Genomic DNA, 15,508 nt, shown 5'->3' with positions numbered 1-15,508 from the left:
CCTCGCTGCGGCTCTCGGACTTGGTCTCGGCGGCCTCCTTCGGGGCCTCTTTGGCGGCAGCCTTCTTGCCGCCGCCGGAGGCCGCGGCGGCGCCCGCCTCGACGATCGAGCCGAGCAGGGCGCCGGGCTCCACCGTCTCGCCGTCCTTGACCAGGATCTCGCCAAGCTGGCCGGCAGCCGGGGCGTTGACCTCCAGGGTGACCTTGTCGGTCTCGAGTTCGACGATCGGCTCGTCGACCGCGACCGTGTCGCCGGGCTTCTTGAACCAGCGGCCGATGGTGGCCTCGGTCACGGATTCGCCGAGCGTCGGGACGAGGATGTCGGTAGCCATGGTCTTCGCACTTCCGGATCGGTTGGGCCGTGCCGGACGGCCTGGACGTGTTGGGGACGGCGGCCCGAATGGGTCACCGCCGGGTTTTCAAAAAATCAGACCGCCAGCGCCTCGTTGAGGAACGCCTGGAGCTGGGCCTGGTGCTTGGACATCTGGCCCACGGCCGTGGACGCGGAGGCCGGGCGGCCGACGTAGCGGGCGCGCTTCACCGCGGAGCCGGCCTGGCCGAGCACCCATTCGAGGTAGGGCTCGACGAAGGACCAGGCGCCCATGTTCTTGGGCTCCTCCTGGCACCAGACCACGTCCGCGTTGCGGAACCGGCCCATCTCGTTGGCGAGGGCCTTGAGCGGGAACGGGTAGAGCTGCTCGACGCGCATCAGGTAGACGTCGTTCAGGCCGCGCTTCTCGCGCTCCTCCAGCAGGTCGTAGTAGACCTTGCCGGAGCACAGGACGACGCGGCGGATCTTGTCGTCGCGCACCAGCTTGTTGGGCGCGCCCTCCTCCTCGGAATCGTCCCACAGGACGCGGTGGAAGGTCGAACCCTCGGCCAGCGCGTCGAGCGTCGAGACCGCCCGCTTGTGGCGCAGCAGCGACTTCGGCGTCATCAGCACCAGCGGCTTGCGGAAGTCCCGCTTCAGCTGCCGGCGCAGGATGTGGAAGTAGTTGGCTGGGGTGGTGACGTTGGCCACCTGCATGTTGTCCTCGGCGCAGGCCTGGAGGTAGCGCTCCAGGCGGGCGGAGGAATGCTCGGGACCCTGGCCCTCGTAGCCGTGCGGCAACAGCAGCACGAGGCCGGACATGCGCAGCCACTTGCGCTCGCCGCTCGCGATGAACTGGTCCATCACAACCTGGGCGCCGTTGGCGAAGTCGCCGAACTGGGCCTCCCAGAGGACCAGAGCGTTCGGCTCGGCCAGCGAGTAGCCGTACTCGAAGCCGAGCACCGCCTCCTCGGAGAGCATCGAGTTGATGATCTCGATCGAGGCCTGGCCGTCGCGGATGGCGTTGAGCGGCGTGAAGCGCTGCTCGTTCTCCTGGTCGATCACCACGGCGTGGCGCTGCGAGAAGGTGCCGCGCTCGACGTCCTGGCCGGAGAGCCGGACCCGGTTGCCGTCGAGCAGCGTCGCCCCGAAGGCCAGGGCCTCGGCGGTCGCCCAGTCGATGCCGGCGCCGGTCTCAACCGCCTTGGCGCGGTTGTCCATGAACCGCTGGATCGTGCGATGCAGGTGGAAGCCCGGGGGCGCCTGGGTGATCTTGCGGCCGATCTCCTGCAGGGTTTCGGCCGGCACGGCGGTGCGGCCGCGGCGCGGATCGTCGACGTCCTCGTGCACGGCCTTGAAGCCGGACCAGCGGCCGTCGAGCCAATCGGCCTTGTTGGCCTTGTAGTTGGTGGCGACGTCGAGTTCGGTGTCGAGGATCTGGCGGAACTCGGCCTTGCGGGCGTCCAGGGCCTCCTGGTCGAGGGTGCCGTTCTCGACGAGCCGGCGGCCGTAGGTCTCCAGCACCGAGGGATGCTTGCGGATCCGCTGGTACATCTTCGGCTGGGTGAAAGCCGGCTCGTCGCCCTCGTTGTGGCCGAAGCGGCGGTAGCACAGCATGTCGATCACGACCGGCTTGCCGAACTTCTGCCGGTACTCGACCGCCACCTTGGCCGCGAAGGTCACGGCCTCCGGGTCGTCGCCGTTGCAGTGGAAGATCGGCGCCTCGACCATCTTCGCCACGTCCGACGGATAAGGCGAGGAGCGGGAGAAGCGCGGGTCGGTGGTGAAGCCGATCTGGTTGTTGATGATGAAGTGCACCGAGCCGCCGGTCCGGTGGCCCTTCAGCCCCGACAGGCCGAAGCACTCCGCGACCACGCCCTGCCCGGCGAAGGCGGCATCGCCGTGGATCAGAAGCGGCAGCACGCTGGCGCGCTGGATATGCGGCTTGGCCCACTGGTCCTGCTTGGCCCGGACCTTACCGAGCACCACCGGATCGACGATCTCGAGGTGGGACGGGTTGGCGGTGAGCGACAGGTGGACGTTGTTGCCGTCGAAGGCGCGGTCGGACGAGGCGCCCAGGTGGTACTTCACGTCGCCCGAGCCCTCGACCTCCGCCGGCGAGGCGGAGCCGCCCTTGAACTCGTGGAACACCGCCCGGAACGGCTTGGCCATCACGTTGGTCAGCACGTTGAGCCGGCCCCGGTGGGCCATGCCGAGCACGATCTCGCGCACGCCGAGCGCGCCGCCACGCTTGATGATCTGCTCCAGCGCCGGGATCATCGACTCGCTGCCGTCGAGGCCGAAGCGCTTCGTCCCGGTGTACTTCAGGTCCAGGAACTTCTCGAAGCCCTCGGCCTCGATCAGCTTGTTCAGGATCGCGCGCCGGCCCTCGGGCGTGAAGGAGATTTCCTTGTCCTTGCCCTCGATGCGCTCCTGGATCCACGCCTTTTCGGCGGGATCGGAGATGTGCATGAACTCGACGCCGAGCGTCTGGCAGTAGGTCCGCTCCAGGATGTCGACGATCTCGCGGATCGTCCCGAACTGGAGGCCCAGCACATTGTCGAGGAAGATCGGGCGGTCCCAGTCGGCCTCTTCGGTGAAGCCGTAATGCTGCGGGTGCAACTCCTCGTGGTCGCCGCGCGGGGCGAGCCCCAACGGGTCGAGCTTGGCGTGCAGGTGACCGCGCATGCGGTAGGAGCGGATCAGCATGATCGCCCGCACCGAATCCTTGGCGGCCTGCTCCACAGACACGCCCGTGGTGGCGGCGACGCTGTCGACCGGCTTGCCGGGCTTGGGCTCCTTGGCGTCCCGGGCGACGATCTTGTCGCCGATCGCCTTCTCCAGGGCGCCCCAGTTCCCGTCCAGCGCCGAGACCAGCTCGCCGTTCGCCGGCACCGGCCAGTTGGGCTTCTCCCAGGACGCGCCCGCAGCGTTCTTCGCGACGAGGGTCTCGTCCTCGCCCAGGCCCTTGAAGAAGGCCTGCCATTCCGGATCCACCGAGGCCGGGTTGCGGGCGTAGGCCGCCTGCAATTCCTCGATGTAGGCGGCGTTGGCGCCGTAGAGGAACGAGGTTTCGAGAAGCGCTTCGTTCACGTCCTGGCGTGCCATGGTCCGTTCATCCTGTCGCGCGGGCAGGCCGGCTGCCCTGTCGGCGACCCGCTCGCGGGGCGGATCGCCCTGAAATTGACCCGGGGCGAGAACACGCCCCGACAAGGTCGATATGGGGGTCGCGGCCCTGCGCCGGCCGCAACGCAGGCGCGCTGGCCTCAGCCCTTGAGGACGTCCACCAGGGTCGAGCCGAGCCGGGCCGGCGACGGCGAGACGCGGATGCCGGCCGCCTCCATGGCGGCGATCTTGTCCTCGGCGCCGCCCTTGCCGCCCGAGATGATCGCGCCGGCATGGCCCATGCGGCGGCCCGGAGGCGCCGTGCGGCCGGCGATGAAGCCGACCATGGGCTTGCTTCGGCCCCGCTTGGCCTCGTCCCGCAGGAACTGCGCGGCCTCCTCCTCGGCCGAGCCGCCGATCTCGCCGATCATCACGATCGACTCGGTCTTCGGGTCGGCGAGGAACAACTCCAGCACGTCGATGAACTCGGTGCCCTTCACCGGGTCGCCGCCGATGCCCACGGCCGTGGTCTGGCCGAGGCCGGCGTTGGTGGTCTGGAACACGGCTTCGTAGGTCAGCGTGCCCGAGCGCGAGACGATGCCGACCGAGCCCTGGCGGAAGATGTTGGCCGGCATGATGCCGATCTTCGACTGGCCGGCCGTGACGATGCCGGGGCAGTTCGGGCCGACGAGGCGCGACTTCGAGCCGGTCAGCGCCCGCTTCACCCGCACCATGTCGAGCACCGGGATGCCCTCCGTGATGCACACGATCAGCGGGATCTCGGCCGCAATGGCCTCGCAGATCGCGTCGGCGGCGCCGGGCGGCGGCACGTAGACCACCGAGGCGTCGGCGCCGGTGGCCTCGCGGGCCTCCGCGACCGTGTCGAACACGGGCAGGCCCAGATGGCTCGCGCCGCCCTTTCCGGGGCTGGTGCCGCCGACCATCTTGGTCCCGTACGCGATGGCCTGCTCGGAGTGGAAGGTCCCGTTCTTGCCGGTGAAACCCTGGCAGATGACCTTGGTGTTCGCGTCGATCATCACCGACATGATCAGGCTCCCTTCACGGCGGCGACGATCTTCTGGGCGGCGTCGTCGAGGTCGTCCGCCGGGATCACGTTGAGGCCGGAGCCCCGGATGATGTCCTTGCCCTCTTCGACGTTGGTGCCTTCCAGGCGCACCACCAGGGGCACCTGCAGGCCCACCGCCTTGACGGCGGCGATGACGCCGCGGGCGATGACGTCGCACTTCATGATCCCGCCGAAGATGTTGACGAGGATCCCCTTCACCTGGGGGTCGGCGGTGATGATCTTGAACGCCGCGGTGACCTTCTCCTCGGAAGCGCCGCCGCCGACGTCGAGGAAGTTGGCCGGGCTTTCGCCGTAGAGCTTGATGATGTCGAGGGTGGCCATGGCCAGCCCGGCGCCGTTGACCATGCAGCCGATCGTGCCGTCCAGCGCGATGTAGGCGAGGTCGTATTTCGACGCCTCGATCTCCTTGGCATCCTCCTCGGTCTCGTCCCGCAGCGCGACGATGTCGGCGTGCTTGTAGAGCGCGTTCGAGTCGAACGAGATCTTGGCGTCGAGGCACTTGAGGTGGCCGTCGGCTGAGAGCACCAGCGGGTTGATCTCCAGCATGCTCATGTCCTTGGACACGAACGCCGCGTAGAGTTTTTCCGTGAGCGAGGCCGCCTCCTTGGCCTGGGCGCCGGAGAGGCCCAGCGCCTTGGCGACCGCGCGGCCGTGATGGGGCATCACGCCGGTGGCGGGATCGACCGGGATCGTGTGGATCTTCTCGGGCGTATCGTGGGCGACCGCCTCGATATCCATGCCGCCCTCGGTGGAGACCACGAAGGCCACGCCGCCGGTGGCGCGATCGACAAGCATCGAGAGGTAGAATTCCTCGGCGATCTGGGCGCCTTCCTCGATGTAGAGGCGGTTGACCTGCTTGCCGGCCGGCCCGGTCTGGATCGTCACCAGGGTCTGGCCGAGCATCTCGCCGGCGTATTGCTTCACCTCGTCGATGGACTTGGTGACCCGCACCCCGCCCTTCGCGCCCTCGGGAGCACCCTTGAACGTGCCCTTGCCGCGGCCGCCCGCGTGGATCTGGCTCTTCACGACCCAGACCGGGCCGCCGAGTTCCTTGGCGGCCGCCTCGGCCTCCGACGGATCGAAGATCGGAACGCCGCGGGAGACCGGTAGGCCGAACTCCTTCAAGACGGCCTTGGCCTGGTATTCATGGATGTTCATCGGGGCCTCGTCAGATAAGCGAATGGCGAGTGGCGAGTGGCGAATGGCGAATGGAAGGCGTCGGGAATGGCGATGGCGTCGATGGCCTCCGACCCCATTCGCCACGCGCGATTCGCCATTCGCCTCTTCCTTCAGGCGAGGTTGGCGTCGACGCCCTTGCAGGCTTCGATCAGGCCGGTCACCGAGGCGACGGACTTCTCGAACATCGCCTTCTCGGCCGGGTCGAAGGTGACTTCGAGGACGCGCTCAACGCCGCCGGCACCGATGACGATTGGCACGCCGATGAACATGCCGGAGACGCCGTACTGGCCGTCGAGATAGGCGGCGCAGGGCAGGACCCGCTTCTTGTCACGCAGGTAGCTCTCGGCCATCGCGATGGCGGATGAGGCCGGCGCGTAGAAGGCCGAGCCGGTCTTGAGCAGGTTGACGATCTCGCCGCCGCCCTTGCGGGTCCGCTCGACCATGGCGTCGAGCTTCTCCTGGGTGGTCCAGCCGAGCTTGACCAGATCCGTGAGCGGCACGCCCGCGACCGTCGAGTAGCGGGTGAGCGGCACCATGTCGTCGCCGTGGCCGCCGAGCACGAAGGCGGTGACGTCCTCGACCGAGACCTTGAACTCGTCGGCCAGGAAGTGGCGGAAGCGGGCCGAATCGAGCACGCCTGCCATGCCGACAATCTTGTTGGTGGGCAGACCCGAGAACTTCTGCAGGGCCCAGACCATCGCGTCGAGCGGGTTGGTGATGCAGATCACGAAAGCATCCGGAGCGTAGCTCTTGATGCCCTCGCCCACCGCCTGCATGACCTTGAGGTTGATGCCGATCAGGTCGTCGCGGCTCATGCCGGGCTTGCGCGGCACGCCGGCGGTGACGATCACCACGTCGGCGCCCTTGATGGCCGCATAATTGCTTGCGCCGGCGTAGGTCGCGTCGAAGCCCTCGACCGGGGCGGCCTCGGCGATGTCGAGCGCCTTGCCCTGCGGCACGCCGTCGACGATGTCGAACAGCACCACGTCGCCGAGATCCTTCAGGCCAGCCAGGAGGGCCAGGGTGCCGCCGATCTGGCCGGCACCGATGAGCGCGATCTTGTTGCGAGCCATGTCGGATCAACCTCCGCTGCGTGTCGTCTTCGGTGGGATCGGCGAGGCGCCGGGACCGTCCGCTGGTCGGTGCCGGCGCGGGATTCGCCGCTCTGGAATCTGCGCGGCTGTGTGGCCGAAAAGCCTCGTCGCTTCAACCCGATGGACCGTTGCGGACTCGGCCGCGCCGGCCCGGGCCTGACGTTGATGTCGCAAGCCTGGGCGACGAAACGCCAATGCGGCGAGGCTTTTAGGTGCACTGCACCCTGCGCCGCGGGTGCGGCAAAGCTCAGATAACAGATCTGAGATCCTGTCATTTCATCAAATTCGCGATGGCCGAACCGGCCCGGCCGCATCGCCGTGTCATGCCCTGAAACGCGAAAGGCCCGGACGCGATGTCCGGGCCTTTCGATGTGTTGCCGACCAACAATGAGGCGCGGCTCGCGCTCAAAGGATCCCGGACCGGAGAACCCGCTGGATCGCGTGGATGACCGCCCCGAATCGCGCCTCGATCAGGTCGCGCGGCACGTCCGCATCGTGCTGGATCGCGAGCGGATGCGTGAAGCGGTAGCTCGCGTCGAAGATGTAGGCGATCGCCCGCTCCCGATCCCGGGCCGAGAAGATGCCAGAGGTGATGCCCTCTTCGACCACGCGCTCGACGAGACTACGCAGCCGAACACGATGCCGCCGGGCGATCGGCCGGGCCGACACCGTGGCGTCGAGATGGACCGCGAACAGGTTTGGCTCGTCGAACAGGGCGTCGCGCTGGACCGTGGCGAGGGCGGTGAGCAGCCGCTCGATCTTGTCGTCGGCCGGGTCGGGTGCGTCGGCGATGCCGGCGAGCCGAGCCTCGACCTCTCGGAGCCAGCGCCCTGCCACCGCGTCGAGGAGCGCGTCCTTCGATGGGAAATAGCGGTAGACGTTGGCGTGCGTCATGCCGGCTTCCGCCGCAACGGCCACCACCGTCACGCGCTTGGGCCCGAGACGGGACAGGTGCTCGGTGGCGATGCCGAGCAGCCTCACATCGGCCGCGACCGGCGCGCGGGGACGCGACGGGGTAGCCACTTCGCCGGTGTCGCGGAGCGCGTCACTGGCGGTCGTGTCCGCTAAAGGACCCCTGGTCTTGGCGCTGAGCGCCTCTTCCTTAGCCCCGTCGGATTCTGGCTTGAGGAACGGAAGCGGCAGGCGGGAAGTGGACAGGTGGTAGGGCGAGACGGACCCCCATCAGACCGGCGGAAGCGTCCCGGCGCTTCGCGTTGACGTTACGGCTTCCCCCCGGGAGCCCGTTACTTAGCGGATTGGTACCGCTTGCACAGGGTATGTGTCAGTTCGCCTTGAGAACGCAACAAAATTTTCTTGGTTATCACCGTCTCTAGAAGCGGTCCTTCCACGCACGCAGTGCCACAAACACCGCTTCCGGATCTGTGCCGGCTCCAAGTTCGACTGACTTAGCCAGGACAGGCAGGTTGCTGCGCAGGAACGGATTGGTCGCCCGCTCCGCGCCCATCGTCGTCGGAATCAGGAAGCGCTCCTCGGCTTTCGCGCGCTGGGCCTCCTCCTTGCGCGCCATCAGGTCGCAGTTCTCCGGGTCTGCCGCGAGGGCGAAGCGAGCATTCGACAGGACGTAATCGTGGCCGCTGAACACGCGGGTCTCGTCGGGCAAAGGCTCGAACCGACGCAGGGAGCGCCACAGGGTCTCGGGCGGGCTCTCCATCACCCGGCCGCACCCGAGGGTGAACAGTGTGTCGCCGGAACAGACGATCCTGGCCTCGTCGAACCAGTAGGTGACGTGGTCGGCACAATGGCCGGGGGTCTCCCAGACCTGGGCCCTGAGCCCGCCGACCCGCACGGTGTCGCCCTCGCGCACAGTTTCGTCCACGTCCGGCACCGCGCCGCCCGCCTTGGCGGGGGCCACCACCCGGGCCCCGGTGGCCCGCTTCACCGCCGGGATGCCCTCGATGTGGTCGCCGTGCCGGTGGGTGACGAGGATGTCGGTCAGGCCCCAGCCGGTCTCGTCCAGGGCCTTCAGGACCGGGCCGGCCTCCGGCACGTCGATCGCCGCGCAGGCGCCGGTGGCGGGATCGCGGATCAGGACCCCGATATTGTCGCTGCGGCACAGGAAGGTTCGGATCTCGGTCTCGGCAGCCATCGGTTTCCCTCTCCCGGGGCTGCGACAATGCACCGGCGCGTCGCAGCGCGAAACGTCAGCCGTGAACCGGCGGCGGTCGAGCGGGTTCCTTCGCCGGGGGGACCCATGGCGCTTGCGGCGCGCATCGCGTCTCACCATTGAGGTTGATCATCGTCCCGGGCTCGGTGTCCTGCTCGTCCATGCGTCTCGACGTCAACGGCCTGCGTGCCTTCTATGCCAGCCCCCTGGGGGCCGAGACGCATCGCGTCGTCGCCCGCGCCCTTCACGGGTTCCTGGGCTCGGTCTCGGGCCTGCGGGTCCTCGGGCTGGGCTACGCCACGCCGTATCTCGGTCCGATCCACTGCATCGCCGAGCGGACCCTGGCGTTCATGCCGGCGACGCAGGGGGTGGTGAACTGGCCGGGGACCGGCCGGTCCTGTACGGCCCTGGCCGACCCGACCATGATGCCGCTGCCCGAGGCCGCCATCGACCGCGTCGTCCTGGTCCACGCGCTCGAATCGGTGGAGAGCCCGACGGAACTACTGCAGGAGGTCTGGCGCACCCTCACCCCAGGCGGTCGGATGATCCTGGTGGTGCCCAACCGGCGCGGCGTCTGGGCCCGGCGCGAGGCGACGCCGTTCGGCCACGGCCAGCCCTACAGCCGCTCGCAGCTCGGCCGGCTCATGCGCGACACGCTGTTCTCGCCCGAGGGCTGGGCCGAGACCCTGTACATGCCGCCGGTGCGCTCGCGGCTGATGCTGCGCACAGGTCCCGCCTGGGAGCGGCTCGGCTCAGGCCTGGCCCTACCCTTCGCCGGCCTGCACGTGGTCCACGCGACCAAGCAGCTCTACCGCCCGATCGCGGTGCAGCAGGTGCACCGCGCCCGCCGCCTCGCTCCCGCCCGGGTGCTGGTGCCCGCGCCGTCGCCGGGCTGACGCGCACGACGGGCTGGCCGTCGGAGGTCCGTTGGTCTAGGCGGCGGCCCTGATGAGCATCGATTTCACAATCCAGCAGTTCCTGCTCGCCCTCTCGGGCCTGATCGCGATCGTGAACCCGATCGGCGGGGCCTTCATCTTCGCGCAGGTGACCACCGCCTACAGCCATGCCGAGCGGGTTCTGCTGTCGCGCAAGATCGGCGTCTATGCCGCCCTGGTTATGCTCGGCGCGCTCTGGGCCGGCACGCCGATCCTCAACTTCTTCGGGGTGACCCTGGCGGCCCTGCGGATCGCGGGCGGGCTGGTGGTGATGTCCTCGGCCTGGACCCAGCTCAACCGGCCCGAGGCGCGCGAGGCACGCAAGCAGGCCGAGGCGTCCGGCTCGAAGGATCGCGGGGCGACGACCCTGATCGAGGCGAGCCGCGACCCGGCGCCGGGGCCGCTGGCCGAGATCGCATTCTTCCCGCTGACGCTGCCGTTCACCACTGGGCCCGGCACCATCGCGGTGGCGATCACCCTGGGGGCGAACCGGCCCGCCGCCTACGCGGACCGCTTCGGCTTCTATCTCGGCGTCACCCTGGCGGCTCTCGTCGTGGCGCTCGCGGTGGCGCTGATCTACGCCTCGGCCGACCGGGTGGTGGCGCTGATCGGCCCGGCCCGGGCGCGGGTGACCGGCCGCCTGTTCGCGTTCCTGCTGCTCTGCGTCGGGACCCAGATCCTGATCACCGGCCTGACCGACGTGTTCGCGCCGCTGATTGCGGCGCGCTGATCCGCGCCTCAGATCACCGGCAGGGCGTCGAGCCCGCCGAACAGGGCCGCGTGGCCCGCGTAGTAGAGGAACAGGAACAGCGCGAGGGCGGCCCCGTACCAAGCCGGCGCCAGCACCACGTGGCGGGCGCGCACCGCAATCCGCACGTCGTCGGCCGCAATCGCCAACAGCACGACGATGATCCCGGAATGCCCGATCGCGTCGACCTTGCCGAACTCGAACACCGCCGAGACGAAGATCGCGGCCAGGATGATCGCCGAGGCGCGCCGCACCAGCGGGGTCCAGAGCAGTGCGAAGGCCAGGGTGAACTCGATGACGCCGGCCGCCTGCATGAACAGTTCGGGGGTGGCGCCGAGCGTCATCTGCGGCTTGGCGGCGATCAGCGGTGCGGTCCATTCCGGATAGGCCCACTTCTCGATCGACGCCCACATCAGCGTGATGGCGGCGGTCCAGCGGACGATGTCGAGCGGACGCAGGCCGAACGGCGACAGGTCGAGGCCGCGGCAGATCAGGTAGACGGCCACCCCCAGGAAGATCGGGTAGTCGGCGAGGTGGAACACGCCGTACTGCGCCGTGGCGAAGCTGAACAGGAAGACGATGCCCAGGCCGGTGAGCGGCATGGTCCGCCGCCAGATCAGGCAGGCGGCCAGCGCGAGCTGGAACCACGGGATCCAGGCGACGTCGGTCTTGAGCTCCGGGGTGAGGATGATGCCGCCGAGTTCCCAGAGCGAGACGAAGAAGAAGCCCAGCGTGGCACGGACCAGCAGCTCGGTGTCGGTCCGGACCCGGGTGGTCACGCGATCCAGCGCGTTGAGCAGGGCGCCGCCCAGCGGCGTGCCCTCGGCCAGGCATCCGAACATCAGGCACACCAGGGCCAGCACGGTCAGCCCCTCGAAGTTGGCGCACAGCACCTGCTCGAGGCCCTGGGGCTGCCCGGCGACGTCGTAGGCGCAGAACCATTTGACGTGGGCCTGGGCCTCGCCGGTTGCCGCCAGGCTCGCGACTCCGGCGGTGGCGAGAGCGTATCCGGCTGACGTGCGCTTTGTCTTGATTGCTAGCATCGGAGCCTCACCGGTGCATGTCGACACCGTGGTTACCGCTCTATTTAGATAGGTTAATAGGCTTCTCGCCAATGGTTTATTAACGAATATGAGTGGAAGGTTAACGCTGTGGATTTCAAGCGTTGCTGGTTCCGCGACGGCCTGATCCCGCATCCTGAAACGGCAAGCCGTCCACCGTCCTGAGCTCCACCGGCAACCGCAATCGTGTTCCGGGACGGGATCTGCCGACGCGCCGTGAGCAGCGCGATCATGACGTTCCTCAATGATCAACATCCATCATTCGTGTATTTTCAAATATTTTTACTTCGATGTCGCCTTGATTTGCGCAACAAAAATCAAAGCCGTCAAATATTGAAGTATTATATACCGTGATTTGCTGGCTATCATCGAAGTTGGAAACAATTTTTCAAAAATGAGTCTCCAAATTTGCGATCGATCTTGCGGATAAGCTGTCAACAGTTCGGATTATGGGCTTGCCTCGCGCGCCGCGCTGAGCGAACTCTCGGTCCTGCGCGACGCTGGCCAGACGACGAACGGACGCAGTCCCGCTGCGGCCCTGGGCCGGCAACGGAGTGCAAGGTTTGACGAGGGCAAACATTTCGGGTCCCGACCTGCACGGCGCGATGCCCCGGCGGGGCCACGTCCGGTTCCGCCATCCTGCGGCCTCTGCGCCGGGGCGCTGGCACCGCCGGACATCGGGCGGTGGACGAGCGGTCGGCCGATGCCTGGGCGGACCGGCGGCTTGAGCGTGCCCGGTCCACTCGCCCGCAACCGCGGCCCCGTTCTCCCGCCGTCGCGAGGCCCGTTCACCGCGTCCCAGTCGGCGATCGGCCGCGCGCAGGGGAGCGGCCCGGCTGCCCGCCGGACGAGCCCGGATCGACGATACCGACCCTGAAACCCCTGCAGGACCGTCCCGGCACGGCGCAGCGGCGCCCGCGCGGACACCGACCTGTGCCCATCAAGTCAAGGAGACTCTCATGATCGACGTCACGCAGCTCAAGGTTCCGGCCTGGTACACCCCGTCCGAGCTTCAGGACATCCAGCAGGATCTGCTCGGCCCGGGCAACACCAAGGTCCTGATCCTGTGCCTCGGCGGCAAGGGCGGCGTCGGCAAGACGACCATCGCGTTGCAGATCGCGGATCTCTGCGCCGAGGTCGGGCCGGTCCTGGCGGTCGACACCGACCCGGCCAACCGGCACTTCCACACGGCGCTGATGCGCGAGACCGATCCGGGCAGCCAGAACTTCGTGCCGCGCCGTCCGGGCGTGTCCTGCTTCCGGCAGCGCCTGCGGGCTGAGGACTCCACCGGCCGCGTCGATCCGACCTTGGTCCAGGACCTGATCGAGCGCGTGTCCGACGCGGCCGAGCGCTTCGTCGTGGTGGATTTCCCGGCGGGCGACACCGAGACGACCCGGCGCAGCACCGAGATCATTGTCGAGAGCTGCCGCGAGGAGAAGATTCGCCTCTGCGTGGTCGTGGCCGCCGGCGCCGTCGATCCCACCGCCCTCGACGTGCTCCGGGAGCTCCGTCCGCTGCTGCTCGAATGCGACCGGGCGATCCTCGCTAAGAACACCGCCCAGGCGACCAACTTCGATTATCTGGAGGCCTCCGACGTGGTGCGGCAGCTGCGGGCGCAACCGAACTTCCGCGCCACCGAGATCGAGCGGATCGGCGAGCGCCTGATCGAGGCGCTGCGGATCCAGCACACGACCTGGCTGGAACTAGCGACCACCGCGCCGATGCGCCTGCGCGTCGAGGGCCGGCGCCTGCGGCGCAACTTCCACACGGCCTGGCGCGAGGCCTTCCGTCCGTGAACAACCTCGAGCGGTTCTACCGGACGGTTCACGGCCGGGAGCTCCTGCCTTGGGAGCGCCAGCTCGCCGTGCGCGTCGCGGCCGCCCTCAACACCACCACGGACGACGATTTCGTCGTCCACCTGCTGCTGCTCTACAACGCCACCCACGTCATCAGCGAGATGCACAACGAGCTGGTCGCCGCGCGGGACGCCCTGTTCCAGGGCAACCGGGACCTCGCCCACGACCTCTCGGTCGAAGTGCGGCGCAACACCCGCACGGTCTACGTCCTTCTCGGCGTGATGTCGGCGAGCGTGCTGGCGAGCGTGTGGATCATCGTCAGCCTCGCGAACCTCTCCCACCGCTACGCGGGCATCGAGGCTCGTATCGGCGCCGCGCCGGAAGCGAGCGAGCGGCGCGCGACCGGAGTGCCGCAGCCTGGTCTGGCGCGCTGACGTTCGCGGTCGCGATCCTATGAGGGCTCGGCGTCGGTCGGCACACAACACGATGCGTGTCCGCGGGTTGGGTATCGCCGTAGCGCCAAAGCAGCCCGCGTGTCGTTCCGGGCTCGCCTGCGGCGCCCTGGAATGACGCGGTGATTTACGCTGCCGCCGTCACGGCGCCGGGGCCGCGGTCGTGAACGATGCCGTCGTCAGGTCGGGGGCCGCTTCGGTCGAGAGCGTCTTGAGGAACGCTAGCAAGTCCGCCCGCTCCGTCGCGCTGAGATGCAGCGGCTTGATCGCTCGGGAGCGGCTCGGCCGGTCGATCCCGCCACGGTCGTAGAGGTCGATCACCGCCTCCAGGGTCGCCAGCGAGCCGTCGTGCATGTAGGGGGCCCGGTGGCCGATCTCCCGCAGGGTCGGGGTCTTGAAAGCGTAGCGCAGGGCGACCGATGTGGGCTTGAAGCGGCCTCGACCGATATCGTTGCCGGTGCCGACCCCGATATCGTGGAACGAGTTGTCGGTGAACGACCAGCCGGAATGGCAGCCGGCACAGTCGGCCCGGCCGTTGAACAGGTCGAAACCGCGCTTTGCCGGCTCGGCGATGGCAGCTTCGTCGCCGGCGATCCAGCGGTCGAACGGGCTCGTCCCCGTCACGATCAGGCGCTCGAACGTCGCCAGCGCCGCCTCCAGCCGGTCCCGGGTGATGGCGGGATCGTTGAATGCGGTGGCGAAGGCGGCCGCGTAGCTCGAATCGGCGGACAGCCGGCCGAGCGCGTCGGCCATCGGCAGGTTCATGTTGGACGGCGAGATCATCGGCATCGCCGCGACGGATTCGAGGGTCTTGAACTTGCCGTCCCAGCCCATCGGGCCGTCCTGCCAGGCGATGTTGATCAGCGTCGGCGTGCGCAGGTCCATGTCGCCCTGCATCCGCGTCGCTGCGCGGGCGCGTCCGTCACCCCAGCCGAGATCCGGGAGATGGCAGGTGGAGCAAGACCGGGTGCCGTCTCCGGACAGGATCGGATCGAAGAACAGCCGCCGGCCCAGGTCGGCCTTGGCGGCCGAGTAGGGGTTCTCGTCCGGGAACGGGATCTCGGCGGGCGGCCGATAGGTCTCACGCCAGCTGGCCCGGCGCGGATCCGCACCGCCGCCGAGTCCGGCCGTCACACCCACCAACCCGAGAAGCCCCGCGATCGCGGCGCCGACCTTCCAAGCCATCACCGACCTCACCGGCCAGCATTAGGCCGGTATTCGTTGATGACCGATGAATCCCGCCATGAAGACTGACATCGTCGAGCGTATTGGTCCGCACATAATGTCGCGTCCCAGCGCCTCTGATCGTCGGCAACGCTGAGGCGCCACTTCACTCCAGGCGGATGGAGACGCTGTCGCTCGCTCCGGTGGCATCGAGAACCGAGATCCGCGCGAACCCGGCGCCGTTCGGGACCCACGCGGCCTGCCGGCGGGGCGTCTGGGTCACCGGCTGGCCATCGACCAGCCAGGTCAGCGGCGGGACGCCGCCAAGCGCCTTGAGGGCGAGGCCCGGACCACCCTCCCCGTGCCCGGCCTGCTCGGCCGCGAGGCCGAGATCGATCCGGGCCCCGTCCGGGGGATAGGCGATCTTGAGGGACGGGCCGGCCGTCTCCGCCC

General features: G+C 68.5%; 13 protein-coding genes and 1 pseudogene. 4 read left to right on the top strand and 10 right to left on the bottom strand.

The window, feature by feature from the left end; all coding sequences use genetic code 11:
• The 7 genes from FV228_RS07905 to gloB all read right to left on the bottom strand — a co-directional run.
• Positions 1–331 (bottom strand): biotin/lipoyl-containing protein (locus tag FV228_RS07905; protein WP_348645019.1); only part of this gene is annotated, 331 nt, incomplete at its 3' end.
• 95 nt (positions 332–426) lie between these two features.
• The gene (locus tag FV228_RS07900) at positions 427–3,417 is read right to left on the bottom strand and encodes a 2-oxoglutarate dehydrogenase E1 component (RefSeq protein ID WP_147854100.1); all 2,991 of its coding nucleotides are present in this window, start codon (positions 3,415–3,417) and stop codon (positions 427–429) included.
• A 158-nt stretch (positions 3,418–3,575) separates the two neighbouring features.
• Complete coding sequence (gene sucD, locus FV228_RS07895) at positions 3,576–4,460, bottom strand: succinate--CoA ligase subunit alpha (protein WP_147854099.1); 885 nt, start codon at positions 4,458–4,460, stop codon at positions 3,576–3,578.
• A 2-nt stretch (positions 4,461–4,462) separates the two neighbouring features.
• Positions 4,463–5,659: an ADP-forming succinate--CoA ligase subunit beta gene (gene sucC / locus FV228_RS07890; RefSeq protein WP_147854098.1), complete on the bottom strand. Its 1,197-nt coding sequence runs from the start codon at positions 5,657–5,659 to the stop codon at positions 4,463–4,465.
• A gap of 131 nt (positions 5,660–5,790) precedes the next feature.
• Complete coding sequence (gene mdh / locus FV228_RS07885) at positions 5,791–6,753, bottom strand: malate dehydrogenase (RefSeq protein WP_147854097.1); 963 nt, start codon at positions 6,751–6,753, stop codon at positions 5,791–5,793.
• A gap of 426 nt (positions 6,754–7,179) precedes the next feature.
• The gene (locus FV228_RS07880; protein ID WP_238261510.1) at positions 7,180–7,797 is read right to left on the bottom strand and encodes a TetR family transcriptional regulator; all 618 of its coding nucleotides are present in this window, start codon (positions 7,795–7,797) and stop codon (positions 7,180–7,182) included.
• A gap of 307 nt (positions 7,798–8,104) precedes the next feature.
• The gene (gene gloB / locus FV228_RS07875; RefSeq protein WP_147854096.1) at positions 8,105–8,881 is read right to left on the bottom strand and encodes a hydroxyacylglutathione hydrolase; all 777 of its coding nucleotides are present in this window, start codon (positions 8,879–8,881) and stop codon (positions 8,105–8,107) included.
• Positions 8,882–9,060: 179 nt separating this feature from the next.
• Between gloB and FV228_RS07870 the strand changes: the two genes are divergently transcribed.
• Together FV228_RS07870 and FV228_RS07865 are read left to right on the top strand one after the other, a co-directional pair.
• Positions 9,061–9,795 carry a class I SAM-dependent methyltransferase gene (locus tag FV228_RS07870; RefSeq protein ID WP_147854095.1) on the top strand — a complete coding sequence of 245 codons (735 nt, stop codon included), beginning with the start codon at positions 9,061–9,063 and terminating at the stop codon, positions 9,793–9,795.
• A 52-nt stretch (positions 9,796–9,847) separates the two neighbouring features.
• Entirely contained in the window at positions 9,848–10,564 is a 717-nt protein-coding gene (locus FV228_RS07865) for a MarC family protein (protein ID WP_147854094.1), read from the top strand.
• Between the two features lie 8 nt (positions 10,565–10,572).
• Here FV228_RS07865 and FV228_RS07860 read toward each other — a convergent pair whose 3' ends face one another.
• Entirely contained in the window at positions 10,573–11,625 is a 1,053-nt protein-coding gene (locus tag FV228_RS07860; RefSeq protein ID WP_147896472.1) for a hypothetical protein, read from the bottom strand.
• Positions 11,626–12,602: 977 nt separating this feature from the next.
• Here FV228_RS07860 and FV228_RS07855 point away from each other — a divergent pair.
• Positions 12,603–13,439, top strand: a complete 837-nt coding sequence (locus FV228_RS07855) for an ArsA-related P-loop ATPase (protein ID WP_147854093.1) — start codon at positions 12,603–12,605, stop codon at positions 13,437–13,439.
• Positions 13,436–13,873 (top strand): hypothetical protein, encoded by a 438-nt coding sequence (locus FV228_RS07850; RefSeq protein ID WP_147854092.1) that lies wholly within the window; start codon positions 13,436–13,438, stop codon positions 13,871–13,873. The genes FV228_RS07855 and FV228_RS07850 overlap by 4 nt, the downstream gene beginning before the upstream one ends.
• Positions 13,874–14,032: 159 nt before the next feature.
• On the opposite strand, the gene FV228_RS07845 is transcribed toward FV228_RS07850, so the two are convergent.
• Both FV228_RS07845 and FV228_RS07840 read right to left on the bottom strand, forming a co-directional pair.
• Positions 14,033–15,076 carry a cytochrome c peroxidase gene (locus tag FV228_RS07845; RefSeq protein ID WP_147854091.1) on the bottom strand — a complete coding sequence of 348 codons (1,044 nt, stop codon included), beginning with the start codon at positions 15,074–15,076 and terminating at the stop codon, positions 14,033–14,035.
• 145 nt (positions 15,077–15,221) lie between these two features.
• Positions 15,222–15,508 (bottom strand): annotated as a pseudogene (locus FV228_RS07840) (penicillin-binding protein 1C); the annotation flags it as partial.

Source organism: Methylobacterium sp. WL18 (assembly GCF_008040015.1).
Taxonomy (GTDB): Bacteria; Pseudomonadota; Alphaproteobacteria; order Rhizobiales; family Beijerinckiaceae; genus Methylobacterium; species Methylobacterium mesophilicum.
This window is presented reverse-complemented; position numbering and strand designations above follow the sequence as displayed.

What these genes read in the sequence shown, in the direction of transcription:
- FV228_RS07900 (WP_147854100.1), bottom strand. Translation starts at nt 3,417, where the DNA reads ATGGCACGCCAGGACGTGAACGAAGCGCTTCTCGAAACCTCGTTCCTC.
- sucD (WP_147854099.1), bottom strand. Translation starts at nt 4,460, where the DNA reads ATGTCGGTGATGATCGACGCGAACACCAAGGTCATCTGCCAGGGTTTC.
- sucC (WP_147854098.1), bottom strand. Translation starts at nt 5,659, where the DNA reads ATGAACATCCATGAATACCAGGCCAAGGCCGTCTTGAAGGAGTTCGGC.
- mdh (WP_147854097.1), bottom strand. Translation starts at nt 6,753, where the DNA reads ATGGCTCGCAACAAGATCGCGCTCATCGGTGCCGGCCAGATCGGCGGC.
- gloB (WP_147854096.1), bottom strand. Translation starts at nt 8,881, where the DNA reads ATGGCTGCCGAGACCGAGATCCGAACCTTCCTGTGCCGCAGCGACAAT.
- FV228_RS07870 (WP_147854095.1), top strand. Translation starts at nt 9,061, where the DNA reads ATGCGTCTCGACGTCAACGGCCTGCGTGCCTTCTATGCCAGCCCCCTG.
- FV228_RS07865 (WP_147854094.1), top strand. Translation starts at nt 9,848, where the DNA reads ATGAGCATCGATTTCACAATCCAGCAGTTCCTGCTCGCCCTCTCGGGC.
- FV228_RS07860 (WP_147896472.1), bottom strand. Translation starts at nt 11,625, where the DNA reads ATGCTAGCAATCAAGACAAAGCGCACGTCAGCCGGATACGCTCTCGCC.
- FV228_RS07855 (WP_147854093.1), top strand. Translation starts at nt 12,603, where the DNA reads ATGATCGACGTCACGCAGCTCAAGGTTCCGGCCTGGTACACCCCGTCC.
- FV228_RS07845 (WP_147854091.1), bottom strand. Translation starts at nt 15,076, where the DNA reads ATGGCTTGGAAGGTCGGCGCCGCGATCGCGGGGCTTCTCGGGTTGGTG.